The organism is Variovorax beijingensis (assembly GCF_003951285.1).
Taxonomy (GTDB): domain Bacteria; phylum Pseudomonadota; class Gammaproteobacteria; order Burkholderiales; family Burkholderiaceae_C; genus Variovorax; species Variovorax beijingensis.
The window spans coordinates 437,785-457,773 of the sequence record NZ_RXFQ01000002.1; the positions used below are offsets into that span (position 1 = coordinate 437,785).

Genomic DNA, 19,989 nt, shown 5'->3' on the forward strand with positions numbered 1-19,989 from the left:
GTTCTCAGTCGCTCTTTACGGCAGCCGCCGGCGCGGGGCTGGGGGCTGGGGCCGGTGCAGGCGCTGGGCTGGAAGCTTCCGCGGTGCTGGCGGCCGGCACGGCGGCGGTGTCGCCGTTCTTGGCCGCGGCAGCCGCGGTTGCAGGCTCGGCCTTCTTGCCGCCGCCGTCGCGGAAATCGGTCACGTACCAGCCGGAACCCTTGAGCTGGAAACCGGCAGCGGTGACTTGCTTCTCGAATGCACTTGCGCCGCACGCCGGACACACCGTGAGCGGTGCATCGGACATTTTCTGCAGGGCGTCCTTGGCGAAGCCGCAGGCGCTGCACTTGTAGGCGTAGATAGGCATGGAATTGAGTGAAAAAGCGGCGCAAAAATGAAGCAGAGGCCGCTCGCAAAGCCCTCGATTATAAGGGCGCCCCCGCGCCGCCGGGGGGCGCTCCTAGACAGCCAGCATCCGGTGCGGTGTGCGGGTGTCGGCCACCCACTGCGGCGCCAGCGACCCGGCCACCATGCCGGCAAAGGAGGCCAGCACGCCGGCCAGTTGGGCCGGGAATTCGCCGCCCCAGGGCATGGCCAGGAACAGCAGCCAGGTGCCGATGCCCAGCACAATGGAGGCAAGGGCGCCCTGCGTGGTGGCGCGGCGCCAGTAGAGCCCGCACACCAGCGGCACGAAGGCGCCGACCAGCGGCACCTGGTAGGCGCCCGACACCAGTTCGTAGATGGGGGTGCCCTGCATGCGGATGGCATAGGCCAGCACGGCCGCACTGAAGACCAGCACCGTGATGCGCATGGTCATGAGGTTCTGACGGTCGGTGCCCGCGGGCCGGAACTGGCGCCAGATGTTCTCGGTGAACGTGACGCTCGGGGCCAGCAGCGTGGCCGAGGCGGTCGACTTGATGGCCGACAGCAGCGCGCCGAAGAAGAACACCTGCATCACGAAGGGCATCTTCTCGAGCACCAGCGTTGGCAGCACTTTCTGCGGATCTTCCTTCAGCAGCGCGGCGGTCTGCTCCGGCATGATCAGCAGCGCGCTCGCCACCAGGAACATCGGTACGAAGGCGAACAGGATGTACGCCACGCCGCCGATCACCGGGCCGCGGCTCGCGGCCTTGACGCTGTTGGCGGACATCACGCGCTGGAACACGTCCTGCTGCGGAATGGAGCCCAGCATCATCGTGATGGCGGCCGCGAAGAAGAACACCATGTCGTGCCAGTTGGGCTCCGGCCAGAACCTGAAGAGGTCCTTGCTGAGCGCAAAGGCCACCACCTTGTCGGCGCCGCCGGCCATGTTGCCGGCGAACGTGGCGATGACGGCCAGCCCCGCGACCAGGATGATCATCTGGATGAAGTCGGTCACGGCCACCGACCACATGCCGCCGAACAGGGTGTAGGCCAGGATCGACACCACCCCGATCACCATGCCCGCCGGAATGGAGATGGCGCCGGCCGAGAGCACGTTGAACACCAGCCCCAGCGCCGTGACCTGCGCCGACACCCAGCCCAGGTAGCTCAGCATGATGATGAGCGAGCAGGCCACCTCGACGCCGCGGCCGTAGCGCTCGCGGTAGTAGTCGCTGATGGTCAGGAGCGTCATGCGGTAGAGCTTGCCCGCGAAGAACAGGCCCACCAGGATCAGGCAGGTGCCCGCGCCGAACGGGTCTTCGATCACGCCGTTCAGCCCGCTTTCGATGAACTTGGCCGGGATGCCGAGCACCGTTTCGGAGCCGAACCAGGTCGCGAAGGTGGTCGTCACGATCATGAAGAGCGGCAGGTGCCGCCCGGCGATGGCGAAATCGGTGGTGTTCTTCACCCGCTTGGCGGCGTAAAGGCCGATCGCGATGGTGACCAGCAGATAAACGACAACCAGCGTCAGCAGCACGGGGACACTCCTCTAGAACAATTTCACGCGCACCAGCAATTGCATGGCAAGCAACCCCAATACAAATCCTATGCCACCGTAGATGATGGTCTGCAGCAGACGGTTGGTGCGCTTCTGGGCGGCCAGCAGCTCGAGCAGCTCGCGGCGGTGGTCGGCGGGCCGATTTTCCAGGAAATCGTGCAGCAGGCGCGGCAATTCCGGCAGCAGTTTTGCGTAGCGCGGCGCTTCGGCCTTGAGCTGCTGGAACAGCTTCTTCGGGCCGATCTGGTCGACCATCCACTTCTCGAGGAAGGGCTTGGCGGTGTGCCAGAGGTCGAGTTCCGGATCGAGCTGGCGGCCCAGCCCCTCGATGTTGAGCAGGGTCTTCTGCAGCAGCACCAGTTGCGGCTGGATCTCGACGTGGAAGCGGCGCGAGGTCTGGAACAGGCGCATCAGCACCATGCCGAGCGAGATTTCCTTCAGCGGCCGGTCGAAGTACGGCTCGCAGACGGTGCGGATCGCGCCTTCGAGCTCGTCGATGCGCGTGCCTTCGGGCACCCAGCCGCTCTCCAGGTGCAGCTCGGCCACGCGCTTGTAGTCGCGCCGGAAGAAGGCCACGAAGTTCTGCGCCAGGTATTCCTTGTCCGACTCGGTCAGCGTGCCGATGATGCCGAAGTCCAGCGAGATGTAGCGCCCGAAGGTCTCCGGCGCGAGGCTCACCTGGATGTTGCCCGGGTGCATGTCGGCGTGGAAGAAGCCGTCGCGGAACACCTGGGTGAAGAAGATCGTGACGCCGTCGCGCGCCAGCTTGGGAATGTCGACGCCCGCCGCGCGCAGGCGGTCGAGCTGGGCAATGGGCACGCCGTTCATGCGCTCCATCACGATCACCTCGGGGTGGCAGAAGTCCCAGAACATCTCGGGGATCAGCACCAGGTCGAGCGATGCCATGTTGCGGCGCAACTGGGCCGCGTTGGCCGCTTCGCGCACCAGGTCGAGCTCGTCGTGCAGATACTTGTCGAACTCGCCGACCACTTCGCGCGGCTTCAGGCGCTTGCCGTCGGGCGAGAGCTTCTCGACCCAGCCGGCCATCATGGCCATGAGCGCCAGGTCTTTCTCGATCACGCCGCGCATGCTGGGGCGCAGCACCTTGACCGCGACCTCGCGCACCTCGCCTTCGTCGGTGCGGATGGTCGCAAAGTGGACCTGGGCGATCGACGCGCTGGCGATCGGCGTCTCGTCGAACTGCACGAACACGTCGCCCACCGGGCGGCGGAATGCGCGCTCGATGGTGGCGATGGCCACCGCCGAGGGGAACGGCGGCACGCGGTCCTGCAGGAAGGCGAGCTCGTCGGCAATGTCGGACGGCAGCAGGTCGCGCCGGGTCGACAGCACCTGGCCGAACTTGACGAAGATCGGTCCCAGGCGTTCGAGCGCCTCGCGCAGGCGCTGGCCGCGGGGTGCGTCGAGATTGCGGCCGATCGAGACGATGCGTGCCACCACGCGCAGCCAGGGTTTCTGGAAGCTCGTGAGCACGAGCTCGTCCAGGCCGTAGCGCAGCGCGACCCAGACGATGAAGATTCCGCGGTAGAAGCGCCTCATTCGGCCGTGCTCGCCGAGCCGGTCGACGGGCCGCCGGCCTGCGGGGGCTTGCGACCGCCGACGAACTGGCGCAGCGCGTCCACGACCCGGCGCGCGCCATTGGCAATGGTGTGCGCCGGCACGTCGCCCACAAGGCGGGCGAGGTCGTCCTCGACGTCCCAGCGCACATGGTCCACCAGCCAGTTGACCTCGGCGGCAAGCTGCACGTCGCCGATGATCTGTACCGAGGGCTTGCCGCCGCGCAGCGTGGCGCGCGCCAGTTCGAAGGGGGATTCGTCCGTGACGGTGAGCGTGAGCTCGGGCACCGAGCCGGCGGGCGCGAGGTCGAGCAGGCCGGCCGGCGTGGCCACCATCTCCATCGTCACGAAGCGCCACTGGAAGCGCACCACCCGCCCCTGCTGCCTGAGCAGCCGTTGCTGGGCCTCGGGTTCCTGCTGCAGCACATGGTTCAGGAACAGCACCGCGCGGTGCTGGATCTCGTGCACCGCCCAGGCGGGCGGCTGCAGACGCTCGCCGATGCGATTGAACAGGTCGTCGAGAAAAGAAAATGGGGACGATGGTGTAGCCATGTCCCCATTATCCCGTCACTGTAGCGCCCGGCGACTCATGGACTGCATGCCCTTTTCCAGAAACACCGCAGAACCGGCTTTGCCGGGCTGCTGGTGTTGCCCCCGGTAGGGGGTAGGAGAAGCGACACGAAGTGCGCGGAGCCTGGGGGCGAACTATTGCAGGGCTTGCACGCCCGCCACCAGCCAGCCGCTGGTCCCGCTGGTGGGCTTGGTCATGTTCCAGACTTCGCGGAACGGGCCCGGGCCGGCCGAAGCGTCTTCGCGGATCATGCCGGAGAACTCCACGCTCGCGAGGTAGGCATCGGCCAGTTCCTCGATGCCGAGCAGCTTGGCGTCGAGCATGACGACTTCGGTCTTGTTCGAGGCGCCGCCGGTGTGGCTAGCACGGTCCGCCAGCTGGCTGCGGATTTCCTCGACCATGTCGTCGGTCATCATGGAGCGCAGCATGGTGACGTCGGCACGGTCCCATGCGTCCTGCAGCGTCACGAAGTTGCGCTTGGCGGCGCTCAGGAAGCCGTCCACGTCGAAGCCGGCCGGAATGCCCCACGACTGCGAGCCCGAGAGCGCCGAGCCGATCAGGCTGCCGCCGGCCGCCGCGCCTGCCGCGGAAAGGCTGCTGCCATGCCCGGGGGTGGCGTCGAAGGCGGCCGTGTTGCGCTCCCAGGGCCGCGCCGAAGCGTCGTTGCCGACATTGGCGGGGCTGTACTGCGCGGGCGCGCTGGCGTTCGCCGGGTTGCCGGCGCCTTCGAAGGCGAAGCCGCCCGGGCGGCTGGCGCCCGACGACGCGGCCGAGCGCGCCTTGAACATGCGCCAGACGAACAGCCCGGCCATCACGAGCAGGCCGATCAGGAGGATGTTCGCAAAGCCGGCGCCAAGGCCCAGCGAATTCGCGAGCCACGCCAGGCCCAGGCCGGCGGCGAGGCCGCCGAGCATCGCGCCCCAGGGGCGCTTGGGCGCCGCGGCGGCAGGTGCCGGCGTTCCGGGCCTCGGCGCTGCGTTGGTCGCGCTTTGCTGCGCGGGTGCGGTGGGCGCTGCGGATTCGCGCTGCGTCACATTGGACGACTGGCGGCCGACCGACTTGCCGCCGCCGATGCGAGCTGCGTCTGCCTGAACACTGACCAGGGCCAGCACGCAAGCCAGGAACAAAGAACTCAAACTTTTCATGTCGTCTCCTCTTTAGAGCGAAGAATTCGCGTCATCAACATTTGATTCCAACATGAAGGGCGACCACGCCACCCGTCATGTTGTGATAGTCCACATGCCCGAAACCGCCCTCTTTCATGAGGGTCTTGAGTTCGTCCTGCGCGGGATGCATGCGGATGGATTCGGCCAGGTAGCGGTAGCTGGCGTCGTCGCCGGCCACCAGCTTGCCCAGGCGCGGCAGGACGTTGAACGAATACCAGTCGTAGGCCTTGGCGAGCGGCTTGGCGACTTTCGAGAACTCGAGCACCAGCAGCTTGCCCCGCGGCTTGAGCACGCGGTTCATTTCCTTCAGCGCAACATCCTTGTGCGTCATGTTGCGCAGGCCGAAGGCCACGGTCACGACGTCGAAGTGGTTGTCGGGGAACGGCAGCTTCTCTGCGTCGCACACCAGCGTGGGCAGCGCCACGCCCGCATCGAGCAGGCGGTCGCGCCCGGTGCGCAGCATGGCTTCGTTGATGTCGGTGTGCACCACCTGGCCGCTGGCGCCCACCTTCTTCGAGAAGGCCAGCGCGAGGTCGCCGGTGCCGCCCGCGATGTCGAGCACGCGCGAGCCCTCGCCCACGTTGGCCACCATCACGGTGTAGGCCTTCCAGGCACGATGCAACCCCATCGACATCAGGTCGTTCATGAGGTCGTAACGCGTCGCGACGGAATCGAAGACGCCGCGCACACGTTGCGCTTTCTCGCTTTCGTCGACTTTTTCGAAGCCGAAGTGGGTGGTGCTCATTGGTCTGATATTAGGCCGGAAGCACACACCTCAAGAAGGCGACCCTGCGAAGACGGCGGACATTTGTTGCTTTTTCTTGAAATAGCGGGCCGCGGCAGGTCGCGCCGTGCCTGCGTGCGAGGCTATCTTTTCAGTAGCAGGGCCGGCGAGTCAGTGGCTGCTGCAGGCGGAGCCGCCCTTGTCGATCATCGGCGCATCGCGATCGACGCCCGCGGCGGCAAGCCGGCGCTCGTATTCGGCCCAGAGCGCGGCCTGGTTCGCGCCGAGTTCGTACAGCAGGTTCCACGAGAAGATGCCGGTGTCGTGGCCGTCGCTGAAGACCGGCTGCACGGCGTAGTTGCCCACCGCCTTCAGGTCGACCAGCTCGACCTCGCGCTTGCCGGTCTGCAGCACCTCCTGCCCCGGCCCGTGGCCCTGCACCTCGGCCGACGGCGAATAGATGCGCATCAGCTCGAACGGAATGCGGAAGGTCGCGCCATCCGAGAAGCCGACCTCGAGCACGCGCGACTGGCCGTGCACGGTGATCGATTGCGGCGTCGGTGCGCCGGCTTGCAAACCTGCCATCAGAAGCTCCTAGTGCCCAATCGGGCCATCATCTCATTCTCGAGCGCTGGCAGGCGCGCAGCCACATCGGCCTGCTGGGCCGCATCGGCTTCGCGCTGCACCGGCGCCCAGACGGAGCCCGGAAAATGCGTGTCGCCCGCAAAGCGCGCGATCACGTGCCAATGCAGGTGCGGCACCATGTTGCCGAGCGCCGCAAGGTTGATCTTGGCCGGTGCCAGATGCTCGCGCAGGCACTGCTCGACCACCGTCACCGCCTCCATGCACAGCACGCGGTCGGCCGCATCGAGATCGGAAAACTCCGCCGCATGCTCGCGCCAGATCACGCGGTAGAAGGCCGGGAAGCCGGCCTCCTCGGCATGGATGACGCGAAGCTTCGCGCCCTCGAACACGATGCGGCCGCCGGGGCCTTCGCAGAAGGGACAGCCCTGCACCTTCATACGAGCACCCGCTCGATCCCACCCTGGTTGGCCGCCGCGACGTATTCAGGCATCCAGTCCTTGCCGAGGATCTTGTTGGCCATCTCGACCACGATGTAGTCGGCCTCGAGAAGGCCGTTGTTCAGGTCGTTGCCGTAGCGCGAGAGGCCCTGCAGGCAGCTCGGGCAGCTGGTCAGGATCTTGACGTTGTCCTTTTCGCCGACCTGGCCGTTCGCGCGCAAGGCGGCCTCGCCCTTCTTGAGCTCTTCCTCCTTGCGAAAGCGGATCTGCGTCGAGATGTCGGGCCGCGACACGCCCAGCGTACCCGATTCGCCGCAGCAGCGGTCGTTCTTGAGCACGTTGTCGCCGACCAGCGCCTTCACGGTCTTCATCGGGTCCTGCAGCTTCATCGGGCTGTGGCAGGGGTCGTGGTAGAGATAGCCGCCGCCACTTGCATCGGCCAGCGTAATGCCCTTCTCGAGCAGGTACTCGTGGATGTCGATGATGCGGCAGCCCGGGAAGATCTTGTCGAACTGGTAGCCCTGCAGCTGGTCGTAGCAGGTGCCGCAGCTCACCACCACCGTCTTGATGTCGAGGTAGTTGAGCGTGTTGGCCACGCGGTGGAACAGCACGCGGTTGTCCGTGATCATCTTCTCGGCCTTGTCGAACTGGCCGCTGCCGCGCTGCGGATAGCCGCAGCAGAGATAACCCGGCGGCAGCACCGTCTGCACCCCCGCATGCCAGAGCATGGCCTGGGTGGCGAGACCCACCTGCGAGAAGAGGCGCTCCGAACCACAGCCCGGGAAATAGAACACCGCCTCGGTTTCCGAGGTGGTGGCCTTCGGGTCGCGGATGATCGGCACGTAGTCGGCATCCTCGATGTCGAGCAGCGCGCGCGCGGTCTGCTTCGGCAGGTTGCCCGGCATCTTCTTGTTGATGAAGTGGATCACCTGCTCCTTGACCGGCGCCGGGCCGAGCGTGGCGGGCGGCGCGGCCGTCTGCTTCCTGGCAAGCCCGCGCAGCAGGTCGTTGGCCAGTCGCTGCGCCTTGAAGCCGATGCCCACCATGCCCGCGCGCACGGCCTTGATGGTCTGCGGATTGGTCGCGTTGAGGAAGAACATCGCGGCCGCGTTGCCGGGACGGAAGCTCTTCTGCCCCATCTTGCGCAGCAGGTTGCGCATGTTCATCGACACGTCGCCGAAGTCGATCTTCACCGGGCACGGCGTGAGGCACTTGTGGCACACCGTGCAGTGATCGGCCACGTCCTCGAACTCTTCCCAGTGCTTGATGCTAATGCCGCGCCGGGTCTGCTCTTCATACAGGAAGGCCTCCACCAGCAACGAGGTTGCGAGGATCTTGTTGCGCGGGCTGTACAGCAGGTTGGCGCGCGGCACGTGGGTGGCGCACACCGGCTTGCACTTGCCGCAGCGCAGGCAGTCCTTCACGCTGTCGGCAATGGCGCCGATGTCGCTCTGCTGCATGATCAGCGACTCGTGGCCCATGAGGCCGAAGCTCGGCGTGTAGGCGTTGGTCAGGTCGGCGTGCGGCAGCGCGGTTTCGCCGGCGGGCGCGCGCAGCAGCTTGCCCTTGTTGAAGCGGCCTTCGGGGTCGACGCGGCGCTTGTAATCCATGAAGGGCGCAAGCTCTTCGTCGCTCAGGAACTCGAGCTTGGTGATGCCGATGCCGTGCTCGCCCGAGATCACGCCGTCGAGGCTGCGCGCCAGCGCCATGATGCGCACCACCGCGGCGTGCGCGGTCTGCAGCATCTCGTAGTTGTCGCTGTTGACCGGAATGTTGGTGTGCACGTTGCCGTCGCCCGCGTGCATGTGCAGCGCCACCCAGACGCGGCCCTTGAGCACCTGCTTGTGGATGGCCGTGCACTCGGCCAGGATCGGCATGAACTCGGCGCCACTGAAGATTTCCTGCAGCGGCTGGCGCAGCTGGGTCTTCCAGCTGGCGCGCAGCGTGTGGTCCTGCAGCTGCGGGAACAGCGTGTCGACGTCGCGCAGCCATTCGGCCCAGAGCGCGCGCACGCCCTGCACCAGCGCCACGGCCTGCGCCACGCGGTCTTCGAGCAGCTCGGCGGCCGGGATCTCGTGCGCGTCGTCGGTCTTGCCGAGCGGAAGGTTGCCGCGCAGCAGGAAGGCTTCGAGGGCGTCGGTGAGCGCGAGCTTGTTCTGCAGCGAGAGCTCGATGTTGATGCGCTCGATGCCGTCGCTGTACTCGGCCATGCGCGGCAGCGGAATCACCACGTCTTCATTGATCTTGAAGGCGTTGGTGTGCTTGCTGATGGCGGCGGTGCGCTTGCGGTCGAGCCAGAATTTCTTGCGCGCCTCGGGGCTGATGGCGACGAAGCCTTCGCCACTGCGCGAATTGGCGATGCGCACCACTTCCGAGGTCACCCGCGCCACCGCGTCGGCGTCGTCGCCCGCGATGTCGCCGAACAGCACCATCTTGGGCAGGCCGCCGTGCTTTTTCGACTTGGTGGCGTAGCCCACGGCCTTCAGGTAGCGGTCGTCCAGGTGCTCCAGGCCCGCGAGCAGCACGCCGGAGCGCTTCTGCTCGGCGAACATGAAGTCCTTGATCTCGACGATGCTGGGCACCGCGTCCTTGGCGTTGCCGAAGAATTCGAGGCACACCGTGCGCGTGTGCGCCGGCATGCGGTGCACCACCCAGCGGCAGCTGGTGATGAGGCCGTCGCAGCCTTCTTTCTGGATGCCGGGCAGGCCCGAGAGGAACTTGTCGGTCACGTCCTTGCCCAGGCCCTCCTTGCGGAAGGTGCGGCCGGGAATGTCGAGGCGCTCGGTGCGCAATTTCGTCTTGCCGTCGGTGGCGTAGTACTGCAGCTCGAACTCGGCGCTCTCGGCGTCGTGGATCTTGCCGAGGTTGTGGCCGATGCGCGTGACTTCGAGCCATTCGGCCTGCGGCGTGACCATGCGCCACGAGGCGAGGTTGTCGAGCGCCGTGCCCCAGAGCACGGCCTTCTTGCCGCCCGCGTTCATGGCCACGTTGCCGCCCACGCACGAGGCCTCGGCGGAGGTCGGGTCGACCGCGAACACGTAGCCGGCGCGCTCGGCGGCGTCGGCCACGCGCTGGGTGACGACGCCGGCCTCGGTCCAGATGGTGGGCACGGGGTTGTCGAGGCCGGGCAGCGAGACCCGTTCGACCTCGGTCATGGCCTCGAGCTTCTCGGTATTGATGACCACGCTCTTCCACGTGAGCGGAATGGCGCCGCCGGTGTAGCCGGTGCCGCCGCCGCGCGGGATGATGGTCAGGCCCAGCTCGATGCAGCCCTTGACGAGCAGGGCCATCTCGGCCTCGGTATCGGGACAGAGCACCACGAAGGGATATTCCACGCGCCAGTCGGTGGCGTCGGTGACGTGCGAGACGCGCGAGAGGCCGTCGAACTTGATGTTGTCCTTGGCCGTGAGGCGGCCCAGCACGCGCGTGGCCTTGCGGCGCAGGGCCGCCACGTCGCGAAAGGCGGCGTCGAAGGCCGCAACGGCCTGGCCGACGAGGCCCGTGAGTTCGCCTACGAGCTGGTCGCGCGGCAGGTCGCTGTCGGGGGTGCGGCGCTTCTGGACTTCGGCCAGGCGGTGCCGGAGGGCATCGACCAGCTGGCCGCGGCGGCGCGGGTTGTCGAGCAGGTCGTCGACGAGGTAGGGGTTGCGCTGCACCACCCAGATGTCGCCGAGCACTTCGTACAGCATGCGCGCCGACCGGCCGGTGCGGCGCTCGGCGCGCAGGGTCTGGAGCAGTTCCCAGCCGCGCGCGCCCAACAGGCGGATCACGATCTCGCGATCGGAAAAGCTGGTGTAGTTATAGGGGATCTCGCGCAGTCGTACAGGCTCTGCGGCCTGCGACAACAGCGTGGTCAACGCGGTCGGAGCATTCATCGGGGGTGGCACCTCGGCCAGGCGCTGCGCGCCCATCTAGCCGGGGGTGGGATTTTAGGGCAGCGCCCGGGGTCTTGCCTTGGGCCGGCGCTGTTCCCCTATTGGAGAGCTCCCGAAAGCTCAGAACAGCACGCGGCTGCGGATCGTGCCGTTCACCTTCGCCAGCTTTTCCAGCGCCAGGTCGGAATAGGCCGCGTCGATGTCCATCACCACGTAGCCGATCTTCTCGTTGGTCTGCAGGAACTGCGAGGAGATGTTGATGTTGTTGTCCGAGAAGATCTTGTTGATCTCCGACAGCACGCCCGGCACGTTGCGGTGGATGTGCAGCAGCCGGTGCTTGCCGGGGTGGGCCGGCAGCGCCACCTCGGGAAAGTTGACCGACGAGGTCGAGGTGCCGTTGTCGCTGTACTTCACCAGCTTTTCCGCCACCTCCAGGCCGATGTTGGCCTGCGCCTCCATCGTCGAGCCGCCGATGTGGGGCGTGAGGATCACGTTGTCCAGCCCGCGCAGCGGCGACTGGAACTCGTCCTTGTTGGTGCGCGGCTCGACCGGGAACACGTCGATCGCGGCACCCAGCAGCTTCTTCTGCTTCAGGGCCCCGGCCAGCGGCTCGATCTCGACGACCGTGCCGCGCGAGGCGTTGATCAGGATGGCGCCGGGCTTCATGGCGGCGATTTCGGCCGCGCCGATCATCCATTGCGTGGCCTGCGTCTCGGGCACGTGCAGGGTCACGATGTCGCTCTGGGCCAGCAACTGGTGCAGTTCGCGCACCTGGTGCGCATTGCCCAGGGGCAGCTTGGTCACCACGTCGTAGAAGGCCACCTTCATGCCGAGTGCCTCGGCCAGCACCGACAGCTGGGCGCCGATGGAGCCGTAGCCCACGATGCCGAGCGTCTTGCCGCGGATCTCGAACGCGTTCTCGGCCGACTTGAGCCAGCCGCCGCGGTGCGCCACCGCGCTCTTCTCGGGCACGCCGCGCAAGAGCAGGATGGCTTCGGCCAGCACCAGTTCGGCCACCGAACGGGTGTTGGAGTACGGCGCGTTGAAGACCGCCACGCCGTGCTCGCGCGCGGCCTCCAGGTCGACCTGGTTGGTGCCGATGCAGAAGCACCCCGCCGCCACCAGCTTCTGGGCCGCCGCGAAGACCTCGGCCGTCAGCTGGGTGCGCGAGCGGATGCCCAGGAAGTGGACGTCTGCGATCTTGGCCTTGAGCTCCGCGTCGGGGAGCGCACCGGGCAGCGACTCGATGTTGGTGTAGCCCGCAGCGCGCAGGACCTCCACCGCCGAAGGATGGATGCCCTCGAGCAGAAGGAACTTGATCCGGCTTTTTTCGAGGGAGGTTTTGCTGCTCATGGCGTACTCGCGGAAGCCCCGGCCGCGGCAACAGGCTAGGCCGAAAAAGGGGGAGGTCGATGCTAGCATGCTGCGCCGCAGCATGAGGACGCGCACCCTGCGGGAAGCCCTGCGCCAAAGGGGTTTTCCCGATTGGAATTTAACAACAGTCCGTGCGCAAATGTGACGCGGCCGTGTCATCCACATGGCCTAGCATCCGCGCTTTCATTTTCCCATCAGGAGTCTTCATGCGATTCAAGACGCTCGCGCTGGCATCGGCGCTGGCCGCCACCACGCTGTTCAACGTGGCACATGCCCAGACCGAGATCCAGTGGTGGCATTCGATGAGCGGCCCGCTCGGCGAGTGGGTCAACGACCTCGCCAAGCAGTACAACGCCAGTCAGAAGGACTTCAAGGTCGTACCGACCTACAAGGGCCAGTATGACGAATCGATGACCGCCGCCATCGCGGCCTTCCGAGCCGGCAATGCGCCAGACATCTTGCAGGTATTCGAGGTGGGCACCGCCACCATGATGGCCTCCAGGGGCGCCATCAAGCCCGTGGGCGAGGTGATGACATCGGGCGGCGCCAAGTTCGACCCCAGTGTGTATGTGCCCGCCGTCTCCGGCTACTACACCGCGCCCAATGGCCAGATGCTGAGCTTCCCGTTCAACAGCTCGACGACCATCTTCTACTACAACAAGGACGCCTTCAAGGCGGCAGGCCTCGACCCGGAGAAGGCTCCCACCACCTGGCCCGAGGTGATCGCTGCGGCCGACAAGCTCAAGGCCAGCGGCCACAAGTGCCCCTTCACGACGAGCTGGATGAGCTGGACCCAGCTCGAGAGCTTCTCGGCCTGGCACAACACCCTGTATGCCACGCAGAACAACGGCTTTGGCGGCACCTCGGCGCGCCTGGCCTTCAATTCGCCGCTGCAGGTGCGCCACTTCGAGAACCTGGCCAAGATGTCGAAGGACGGCACCTTCATCTACAAGGGCCGCAACAACACGGCCGACGCCGCCTTCCCCTCGGGCGAATGCGCGATGATGACCGGCTCTTCGGGCCTGTACGCGCGCGTGGCCAAGGACGCCAAGTTCAAGTACGGCATCTCCACCATGCCCTACTACCCCGACGTGAAGGGCGCGCCGCAAAACACCGTGATCGGTGGCGCCAGCCTGTGGGTCATGTCCGGCAAGCCGGCCGACCACTACAAGGGCGTGGCAAGCTTCTTCACCTTCCTGTCCGACACCAAGGTGCAATCCGACAGCCACAAGCGCACCGGCTACCTGCCCATCACCACGGCGGCCTACAAGCTGACCGAAGCCTCGGGCTTCTACAAGGAAAACCCGGGCACCGACGTCGCAGTGACGCAAATGATCCGCAAGACCACCGACAAGTCGCGCGGCGTCCGCCTGGGCAGCTTCGTGCAGATCCGCACCATCATCGACGAGGAGACCGAGCAGATCTGGAGCGGCAAGAGGACCGCCAAGGAGGCACTCGACGCTGCCGTCAAGCGCGGCGACGAGCAACTCGAGCGTTTCCAGAAGGCGAACAAGGGCTGAGCCGGGTGTGAGGCGCCGGCATCTCCGGCGCCTCACCCACTACACTCGCAACCCGCCGCGCCCACCGCAGGGCCGGTGGGTTCTTCTTTTTCCGAGCCAATGTCCTAACTCCCCATGGAAAAACGCGTCCTCTTTCGATCTGCCTGGCTGCCCTGGCTGCTGGTCGCGCCGCAGATGGCGGTGATCCTGGTGTTCTTCTTCTGGCCGGCAAGCCAGGCCATCTGGCAATCCATGCAGACGGAAGACGCCTTCGGCACCTCCTCCGTCTTCGTCGGCCTGGAGAACTTCCAGACCTTGTTCGACGACCCGGCCTACATCGAGTCCTTCAAGGTCACGGCGCTCTTTTCTGTTCTGGTGGCCGGCAGCGGCATCGCGCTGTCATTGATGCTGGCCATCTTCGCCGACCGCATCCTGCGCGGGAGCCTGGTCTACAAGACCTTCCTGATCATTCCCTACGCCGTGGCGCCGGCGATTGCGGGCGTGCTATGGGTCTTCATGTTCTCGCCCAGCATCGGCGTGGTGTCGTACTTTCTGCACTACATGGGCATGGACTGGAACCATCTGCTCAACTCCAACCACGCTCTCGCGCTGATCGTGGTGGCCGCCGTCTGGAAGCAGATCTCCTACAACTTCCTGTTCTTCCTGGCTGGCCTGCAATCCATTCCCAAGTCGCTGATCGAGGCCGCCGCCATCGACGGCGCCGGGCCGCTGCGGCGCTTCCTCACGATCCAGTTCCCGCTGCTGTCGCCCACCACCTTCTTCCTGCTGGTGATCAACGTGGTCTACGCCTTCTTCGACACCTTCGCGATCGTGCATGCGACGACCGAAGGCGGGCCTGGACGTGACACAGCAATCCTGGTCTACAAGGTCTGGCACGACGGCTTCAAGGCGCTGGACCTGGGCGGCTCGGCCGCGCAGTCGGTGGTGCTGATGATGATCGTTGTCGTGCTGACCGTGATCCAGTTCCGCTACGTCGAAAAGAAGGTCCAGTACTGATGACCGTCCATTCCCCCGCTTCTTCCCTCGCCCTTTGCCGGATGCAACACCATGGTTGAACGCCGCCCCAGCCTCACGATCCTGTCGCATGCGGTGCTGCTCCTGGGCATTGCCATCGTGGCCTTCCCCATCTACCTGGCCTTCGTCGCGTCCACCCATACCCGCGACGCGATCCTGCGGGTGCCCATGCCGCTCCTGCCGGGCGGCCACATGTTCGAGAACTACAGCTCCGCCTTGCTTGGCGCAGACACCCAGGGCGCGCGCGTGGTGGTGGGGCGAATGATGTGGATCAGCCTGGTCACGGCGCTGGTCATCAGCATTGGCAAGATCGCGATCTCGCTGCTGTCGGCCTTCGCGATCGTGTACTTCCGCTTTCCGTTCAAGAAGATCGTCTTCTGGATGATCTTCGTGACCCTGATGCTGCCGGTCGAGGTGCGCATCCTGCCAACCTACAAGGTGCTGGCCGACCTCAACATGCTCAACACCTACGCGGGGCTGACGGTACCGCTGATTGCCTCGGCCACTGCCACCTTCCTGTTCCGGCAGTTCTTCCTGAGCGTGCCCGACGAACTGGTGGAGGCAGCCCGCATGGACGGTGCCGGGCCGATGCGCTTCTTCAAGGACATCCTGGTGCCGCTGTCGCAGACATCGATCGCGGCACTGTTCGTGATCCAGTTCATCTATGGTTGGAACCAGTATCTGTGGCCGCTGCTGGCCACCACCAGCGAGGACATGTATCCGGTGGTGATCGGCATCAAGCGAATGATCGCCTCGGGCGACGCCGCGGTGGACTGGAACCTGGTGATGGCCACTGCCATCCTCGCGCTGGTGCCGCCGGCTATCGTGGTGGTGCTGATGCAGCGCTGGTTCGTCAAGGGCCTCGTGGATACCGAGAAGTAACCGACAAAGAAGCAAACGACACAATGACTGCCATCTCTCTTCGCAACGTCATCAAGCGCTACGGTCACGGCGCCAAGGCCAATCAGGTCATCCACGGCGTCTCGGCCGATGTCAAGGAAGGCGAATTCGTTGTCATCGTCGGCCCTTCAGGCTGCGGCAAGTCCACCCTGCTGCGCATGGTGGCCGGCCTGGAGGAAATCTCGGCCGGCGAAATCTCCATTGGCGGGCGCGTGGTGAACAACCTCGAACCGTCCGAGCGCGACATCGCCATGGTGTTCCAGAACTACGCGCTCTATCCGCACATGAGCGTGTTCAAGAACATGGCCTACGGCCTGAAGATCGCCAAGGTGCCGGTGCCCGAGATCAAGACCCGCGTCGACAAGGCGGCCAAGATCCTCGAGCTGGGCCACCTGCTCGAGCGCAAGCCGCGCGAACTGTCGGGCGGCCAGCGCCAGCGCGTGGCCATGGGCCGCGCCATCGTGCGCCAGCCGCAGGTGTTCCTGTTCGACGAGCCGCTGTCCAACCTGGACGCCAAGCTGCGCGCGCAGACCCGCATCGAGATCCAGAAGCTGCACCGCGAGCTGGGCATCACCTCGCTGTTCGTCACGCACGACCAGGTGGAGGCCATGACGCTGGCGCAGCGCATCATCGTGATGAACGCCGGCGTGATGGACCAGTTCGCGACGCCCGAAGAGGTCTACAACCGGCCCGCCACCACCTTCGTCGCCAGCTTCATCGGCTCGCCGCCGATGAACCTGCTGCAGCACGCGCCCGGCGTGCGGCCCGGCCAGATCCTGGGCATCCGCCCCGAGCACCTGACGCTGGACGAGAGCGGCTGGTCCGTGCAGGTCGAATCGGTCGAGCTGCTCGGCGCCGAGCGGCTGGTGTACGGCCGCATCGGCGACGAGCAGATCATCATGCGCACCGACGAAAGCGACCACCCGCCGGTCGCGGGCGACACCGTGCGGATCGCGGCGCGCGAGGACAAGCTGCACTGGTTCGACGCCGGCTCCGGCAAGCGGGCCGACTGAACGATGCCGGCACGGATGAAGCCCTGGCCCTATCCGCGCTGGATCGCGCACCGCGGCGCCGGCAGGCTGGCGCCCGAGAACACGCTGGCGGCCTTTCGCCTGGGCGCGGCGCACGGCTTTCGCATGTTCGAGTGCGATGCGAAGCTCAGCGCCGACGGCGTGGCCTTTCTGATGCACGACGCCACGCTGGAGCGCACCACCAACGGCCACGGCACCGGCGGTGCGCAGCCCTGGAGCGCGCTGGCTCAGCTCGACGCCGGCGGCTGGCATTCGCGCGCCTTCGCGGGCGAGCCGCTCGCCACGCTCGAGAACCTCGCGCGCTTCTGCCTGGCCAACGGCCACCTGCTCAACATCGAGATCAAGCCCACGCCGGGCACCGAGCGCGAAACCGGCGAAACGGTGGCGCGGCTCGCGGCCCGGCTATGGCAGGGCGCGGCCATACCGCCGCTGCTCACCTCGTTCCAGGCCGAATCGCTCGCGGGCGCCCGGGCGGTGCAGCCCGAGCTGCCGCGCGGGCTCCTGCTCGACACGCTGCGGGACGGCTGGCTGGCCGCGGCCACCGGCCTGGACTGCGCCGCGGTGGTCTGCAACCACGCGCTCTGGGACGCCGCCACGGTGGCGCAGGTGCAGGGCGCGGGCATGCGCGCGCTGAGCTACACCGTGAATGACGAATGGGCCGCGCAGCGGCTCGTCGAGCTGGGCACCGACGGCATCATCACCGACCGGGTCGACCTGTTCAGCCCGGCCGTCTGACCGCTCCCCGCCGGCGCTGCCCGACAGACACACGCTGTCACGCCCCGCGCCGCGGGCCGGAAATGGCGCCTTCTATGATGGCAGCCATGTTTTCGATCCCCCGCCCGATTGCCTTTTGCCTGGCCGCCCTGCTGCTGATGTGCGGCGCCGCGGCGGCACAGCCGGGCACCAGCGGCGTCGGCGGCATCACGGCCGCCGCCGCGGCCCCGGCGCCCGAACCCACGGTGGCCGAGTTGCGCGAGCAGCTCACGAAGATCACCGCCTCCACCGACGCCACCGAGGACACGCGCCAGCTGCTGGCGCAGATCAACGACATCGGCACGCAGGCCGACAAGTTCGTTGCCGCGCGCGCCGGCGAGCTGGCCGACTTGAACGCCCGCCTCGGCGAGCTCGGCAATCCGCCGGCCGCAGGTGCCACCGAAGACCCCGACATCACGCGCCAGCGCGCCCGCCTCACGAAGGAGCGCAACGCGCTGGACGCCGACATCCGGCTCGCGCGGCTGCTGTCCATCGACGTGCGGCAGCGCGGCGCCGAGCTGGTGACCCAGCGCCGCGCGCTCTTCGAGGCGCAGATCACCGAGCGCGCGCCCTCGCCGCTCACCGGCGAGTTCTGGCGCGATCTGCAGGAGGCCTGGCCGAGCGATCTGGCGCGCCTGAAGACGATGGTGTCCGGCCTGCGCGACGGGTTCTCGCAGGCCATGCAGCAAGGCCCCCGCATGGCGGTGCTCTGGGCGCTGATCCTGGCGGTGCTGCTCGCGGTGCTCGGCACCTGGGTGGCCGAGCATCTGCTGACCCGGATCGCCGCGCGGCTGCTGCCGGCGGGCCGGCTGCGGCGTTCGCTGCTGGTGATTGCCGTCGTGGCGAGCCATGTGCTGCTGGTGGCCGTGGCGGCGCACGGCTTCGTGTGGGTGCTCGAGGAATACGCCACCTGGGAGCCGCAGGCGCGCAAGGCGATGCGTTCGATGGCGCAGGCGCTGGTGTTCATGGCCTTCGTCATCGGACTGGGCCGCGGACTGCTGGCCACCAGCCGCCCATCGTGGCGGCTGCCGCCGATTCCCGATGCCATGGCCACCCGCCTCGCACCGCTGCCGTGGTTGGTGGCGATGGTGGCTGCGCTGGCCTGGGCGCCGGTCGAGATCAATGCGCTGGTCGAAGCCAGCTTCGCGGCCGTGGTTGCCACGCACGTGCTCACCGCGCTGGTGCTCACCGCGCTCGTTGGCGCGGTGCTCCATCGGCTCCGGCCAATGCGCGCCGATACGCCGGACGCCGATCCGCCCGAGCGGCCGATGTGGGTAGGCCTGCTGGTGGCCTGCATCGGCGTGCTGATGGCGGCCATCTGGGTGCTGGTGGGGGTGGGCTACGTGGCGCTCGCGAGCTTCCTGGCCTCGCAGCTCACCTGGAGCGGCATCGTCGCGGCCGCCTTCTACGTGCTGTTCAAGTTCGCCGACGACGTCTTCATGGCCGGCGTGTCCTCGCGCAGCACTTTCGGCCAGCGCCTGCAGAAGAGCTTCGGCCTGGCGCCGCAGACGCTCGACCAGGCGGCCACCGTGCTCTCGGGCCTGAGCCGGGTGGCGCTGTTCTTCTACATGCTGATCGCGCTCGCGGCACCGCTGGGTACCGGTCCCAGCGAAGTGTTCCAGCGCAGCGGCAAGTTCGGCACCGGCGTGAAGGTGGGCGAATTCCAGCTGGTGCCGGGCGCCATCCTGAGCGCCGTCGCGGTGGCGGTGATCGGCTTCATCGTGCTCAGGGTCTTCAAGCGCTGGCTCGCGCGCAGCTACCTGCCCAGCACGCAGTTCGAGCCGGGCATGCAGAGCTCGATCACCACGCTGCTGGGCTACGTGGGCGGCATCCTGGTGGTCGCGTTCTCGCTGTCGGCGCTGGGCATCGGCATCGAGCGCATCGCGTGGGTGGCCAGCGCGCTGTCGGTGGGCATCGGCTTCGGCCTGCAGGCCATCGTGCAGAACTTCATCTCGGGCCTCATCCTGCTGGCCGAGCAGCCGGTGAAGGTGGGCGACTGGGTGGTGCTGGGCACCACCGAGGGCGACGTGCGGCGCATCAATGTGCGGGCCACGGAGATCCAGCTGGGGGACCGCTCGACGGTGATCGTGCCGAACTCCGAGTTCATCACGAAGACCGTGCGCAACATGACGCTGACCAACGCGGAGGGCCGGGTGCTGATCCGCCTGCCGATGCCGCTGACCACCAACGCGCAGCGCGTGCGCGAACTCATCCTGGACGCATGCCGCGCCCACGAGAGCGTGCTGGAAACGCCGGCGCCTTCGCTCACGCTCGAAGGCATCGAAGGCGGCCTGCTGATCTTCCAGGCCATTGCCTATGTGCCGAGCCCGCGCCTGGCGGGCAGCGTGCGCAGCGACCTGCTGTTCACCATCCTGGAGCGCCTGGACGCGGAGCAGCTGCCGCTGATGCCGTATGCGGCGGCGCCTGCGCCTGCGCCCGTGCCAGTCCCCGCGCCCGGTACCGCGGACGGCGCCGGCTCGGCCGGTTCCCCGGCCGGCTAGGCGCCGCACCGATCGTCCAAGCAGCGGGCAAATGCCCGCGCTGATCGATCAATTGTCCGGAGGC

16 protein-coding genes are annotated in these 19,989 nt (G+C 66.9%); 6 read left to right on the plus strand and 10 right to left on the minus strand.

The features are described 5' to 3' along the window. Positions 1–4: 4 nt before the first annotated feature. The 10 genes from EJO66_RS05140 to serA all read right to left on the minus strand — a co-directional run bounded on the left by EJO66_RS05140 (position 5) and on the right by serA (position 12,185). Complete coding sequence (locus EJO66_RS05140; RefSeq protein WP_124956664.1) at positions 5–346, minus strand: FmdB family zinc ribbon protein; 342 nt, start codon at positions 344–346, stop codon at positions 5–7. Positions 347–439: 93 nt separating this feature from the next. Next, positions 440–1,879: a high affinity choline transporter 1 gene (locus tag EJO66_RS05145; protein WP_124956666.1), complete on the minus strand. Its 1,440-nt coding sequence runs from the start codon at positions 1,877–1,879 to the stop codon at positions 440–442. A 12-nt stretch (positions 1,880–1,891) separates the two neighbouring features. Further along, on the minus strand, positions 1,892–3,457 hold the full coding sequence (gene ubiB / locus EJO66_RS05150; protein WP_124956668.1) for a ubiquinone biosynthesis regulatory protein kinase UbiB: 1,566 nt from the start codon (positions 3,455–3,457) through the stop codon (positions 1,892–1,894). Continuing rightward, positions 3,454–4,026: a ubiquinone biosynthesis accessory factor UbiJ gene (locus EJO66_RS05155; protein WP_124956670.1), complete on the minus strand. Its 573-nt coding sequence runs from the start codon at positions 4,024–4,026 to the stop codon at positions 3,454–3,456. The genes ubiB and EJO66_RS05155 overlap by 4 nt, the downstream gene beginning before the upstream one ends. A 153-nt stretch (positions 4,027–4,179) precedes the next feature. Next, positions 4,180–5,190: a Tim44 domain-containing protein gene (locus tag EJO66_RS05160; RefSeq protein WP_124956672.1), complete on the minus strand. Its 1,011-nt coding sequence runs from the start codon at positions 5,188–5,190 to the stop codon at positions 4,180–4,182. A gap of 34 nt (positions 5,191–5,224) precedes the next feature. Beyond that, positions 5,225–5,956 carry a bifunctional demethylmenaquinone methyltransferase/2-methoxy-6-polyprenyl-1,4-benzoquinol methylase UbiE gene (gene ubiE, locus EJO66_RS05165; RefSeq protein WP_124956674.1) on the minus strand — a complete coding sequence of 244 codons (732 nt, stop codon included), beginning with the start codon at positions 5,954–5,956 and terminating at the stop codon, positions 5,225–5,227. A 150-nt stretch (positions 5,957–6,106) separates the two neighbouring features. Further along, positions 6,107–6,520: a gamma-butyrobetaine hydroxylase family protein gene (locus tag EJO66_RS05175; protein WP_124956676.1), complete on the minus strand. Its 414-nt coding sequence runs from the start codon at positions 6,518–6,520 to the stop codon at positions 6,107–6,109. Next, positions 6,520–6,957, minus strand: coding sequence for an HIT family protein (locus EJO66_RS05180; RefSeq protein ID WP_124956678.1), 438 nt, complete (start codon positions 6,955–6,957; stop codon positions 6,520–6,522). The genes EJO66_RS05175 and EJO66_RS05180 overlap by 1 nt, the downstream gene beginning before the upstream one ends. After that, the gene (locus EJO66_RS05185; protein WP_125964722.1) at positions 6,954–10,832 is read right to left on the minus strand and encodes a DUF3683 domain-containing protein; all 3,879 of its coding nucleotides are present in this window, start codon (positions 10,830–10,832) and stop codon (positions 6,954–6,956) included. The genes EJO66_RS05180 and EJO66_RS05185 overlap by 4 nt, the downstream gene beginning before the upstream one ends. 120 nt (positions 10,833–10,952) lie before the next feature. Beyond that, positions 10,953–12,185, minus strand: a complete 1,233-nt coding sequence (serA, locus tag EJO66_RS05190) for a phosphoglycerate dehydrogenase (RefSeq protein WP_124956682.1) — start codon at positions 12,183–12,185, stop codon at positions 10,953–10,955. Positions 12,186–12,412: 227 nt separating this feature from the next. Between serA and ugpB the strand changes: the two genes are divergently transcribed. From ugpB to EJO66_RS05220, 6 genes are all read left to right on the plus strand, one after another. Then, entirely contained in the window at positions 12,413–13,726 is a 1,314-nt protein-coding gene (gene ugpB, locus EJO66_RS05195) for a sn-glycerol-3-phosphate ABC transporter substrate-binding protein UgpB (protein ID WP_124956684.1), read from the plus strand. 114 nt (positions 13,727–13,840) lie between these two features. After that, a complete protein-coding gene (gene ugpA / locus EJO66_RS05200) occupies positions 13,841–14,722 on the plus strand; it encodes a sn-glycerol-3-phosphate ABC transporter permease UgpA (RefSeq protein ID WP_124956686.1) in 882 nt (293 codons plus the stop codon). Between the two features lie 51 nt (positions 14,723–14,773). Continuing rightward, positions 14,774–15,622: a sn-glycerol-3-phosphate ABC transporter permease UgpE gene (ugpE, locus tag EJO66_RS05205; protein WP_124956688.1), complete on the plus strand. Its 849-nt coding sequence runs from the start codon at positions 14,774–14,776 to the stop codon at positions 15,620–15,622. Between the two features lie 23 nt (positions 15,623–15,645). Then, positions 15,646–16,653 carry a sn-glycerol-3-phosphate ABC transporter ATP-binding protein UgpC gene (ugpC, locus tag EJO66_RS05210; RefSeq protein WP_124956690.1) on the plus strand — a complete coding sequence of 336 codons (1,008 nt, stop codon included), beginning with the start codon at positions 15,646–15,648 and terminating at the stop codon, positions 16,651–16,653. Between the two features lie 3 nt (positions 16,654–16,656). After that, a complete protein-coding gene (ugpQ, locus tag EJO66_RS05215) occupies positions 16,657–17,406 on the plus strand; it encodes a glycerophosphodiester phosphodiesterase (RefSeq protein ID WP_124956692.1) in 750 nt (249 codons plus the stop codon). Positions 17,407–17,480: 74 nt separating this feature from the next. Then, complete coding sequence (locus EJO66_RS05220) at positions 17,481–19,925, plus strand: DUF3772 domain-containing protein (RefSeq protein ID WP_125964723.1); 2,445 nt, start codon at positions 17,481–17,483, stop codon at positions 19,923–19,925. Positions 19,926–19,989: the final 64 nt, after the last annotated feature.

Bases quoted from the DNA above. Each gene is read 5' to 3' on its own strand.
- ugpB (WP_124956684.1), top strand. From the start codon at position 12,413: ATGCGATTCAAGACGCTCGCGCTGGCATCGGCGCTGGCCGCCACCACG.
- serA (WP_124956682.1), bottom strand. From the start codon at position 12,185: ATGAGCAGCAAAACCTCCCTCGAAAAAAGCCGGATCAAGTTCCTTCTG.
- EJO66_RS05185 (WP_125964722.1), bottom strand. From the start codon at position 10,832: ATGAATGCTCCGACCGCGTTGACCACGCTGTTGTCGCAGGCCGCAGAG.
- EJO66_RS05220 (WP_125964723.1), top strand. From the start codon at position 17,481: ATGATGGCAGCCATGTTTTCGATCCCCCGCCCGATTGCCTTTTGCCTG.
- ugpC (WP_124956690.1), top strand. From the start codon at position 15,646: ATGACTGCCATCTCTCTTCGCAACGTCATCAAGCGCTACGGTCACGGC.
- EJO66_RS05155 (WP_124956670.1), bottom strand. From the start codon at position 4,026: ATGGCTACACCATCGTCCCCATTTTCTTTTCTCGACGACCTGTTCAAT.
- ugpA (WP_124956686.1), top strand. From the start codon at position 13,841: ATGGAAAAACGCGTCCTCTTTCGATCTGCCTGGCTGCCCTGGCTGCTG.
- ubiB (WP_124956668.1), bottom strand. From the start codon at position 3,457: ATGAGGCGCTTCTACCGCGGAATCTTCATCGTCTGGGTCGCGCTGCGC.
- EJO66_RS05175 (WP_124956676.1), bottom strand. From the start codon at position 6,520: ATGGCAGGTTTGCAAGCCGGCGCACCGACGCCGCAATCGATCACCGTG.
- ubiE (WP_124956674.1), bottom strand. From the start codon at position 5,956: ATGAGCACCACCCACTTCGGCTTCGAAAAAGTCGACGAAAGCGAGAAA.
- EJO66_RS05140 (WP_124956664.1), bottom strand. From the start codon at position 346: ATGCCTATCTACGCCTACAAGTGCAGCGCCTGCGGCTTCGCCAAGGAC.
- ugpQ (WP_124956692.1), top strand. From the start codon at position 16,657: ATGCCGGCACGGATGAAGCCCTGGCCCTATCCGCGCTGGATCGCGCAC.
- EJO66_RS05160 (WP_124956672.1), bottom strand. From the start codon at position 5,190: ATGAAAAGTTTGAGTTCTTTGTTCCTGGCTTGCGTGCTGGCCCTGGTC.
- EJO66_RS05180 (WP_124956678.1), bottom strand. From the start codon at position 6,957: ATGAAGGTGCAGGGCTGTCCCTTCTGCGAAGGCCCCGGCGGCCGCATC.
- ugpE (WP_124956688.1), top strand. From the start codon at position 14,774: ATGGTTGAACGCCGCCCCAGCCTCACGATCCTGTCGCATGCGGTGCTG.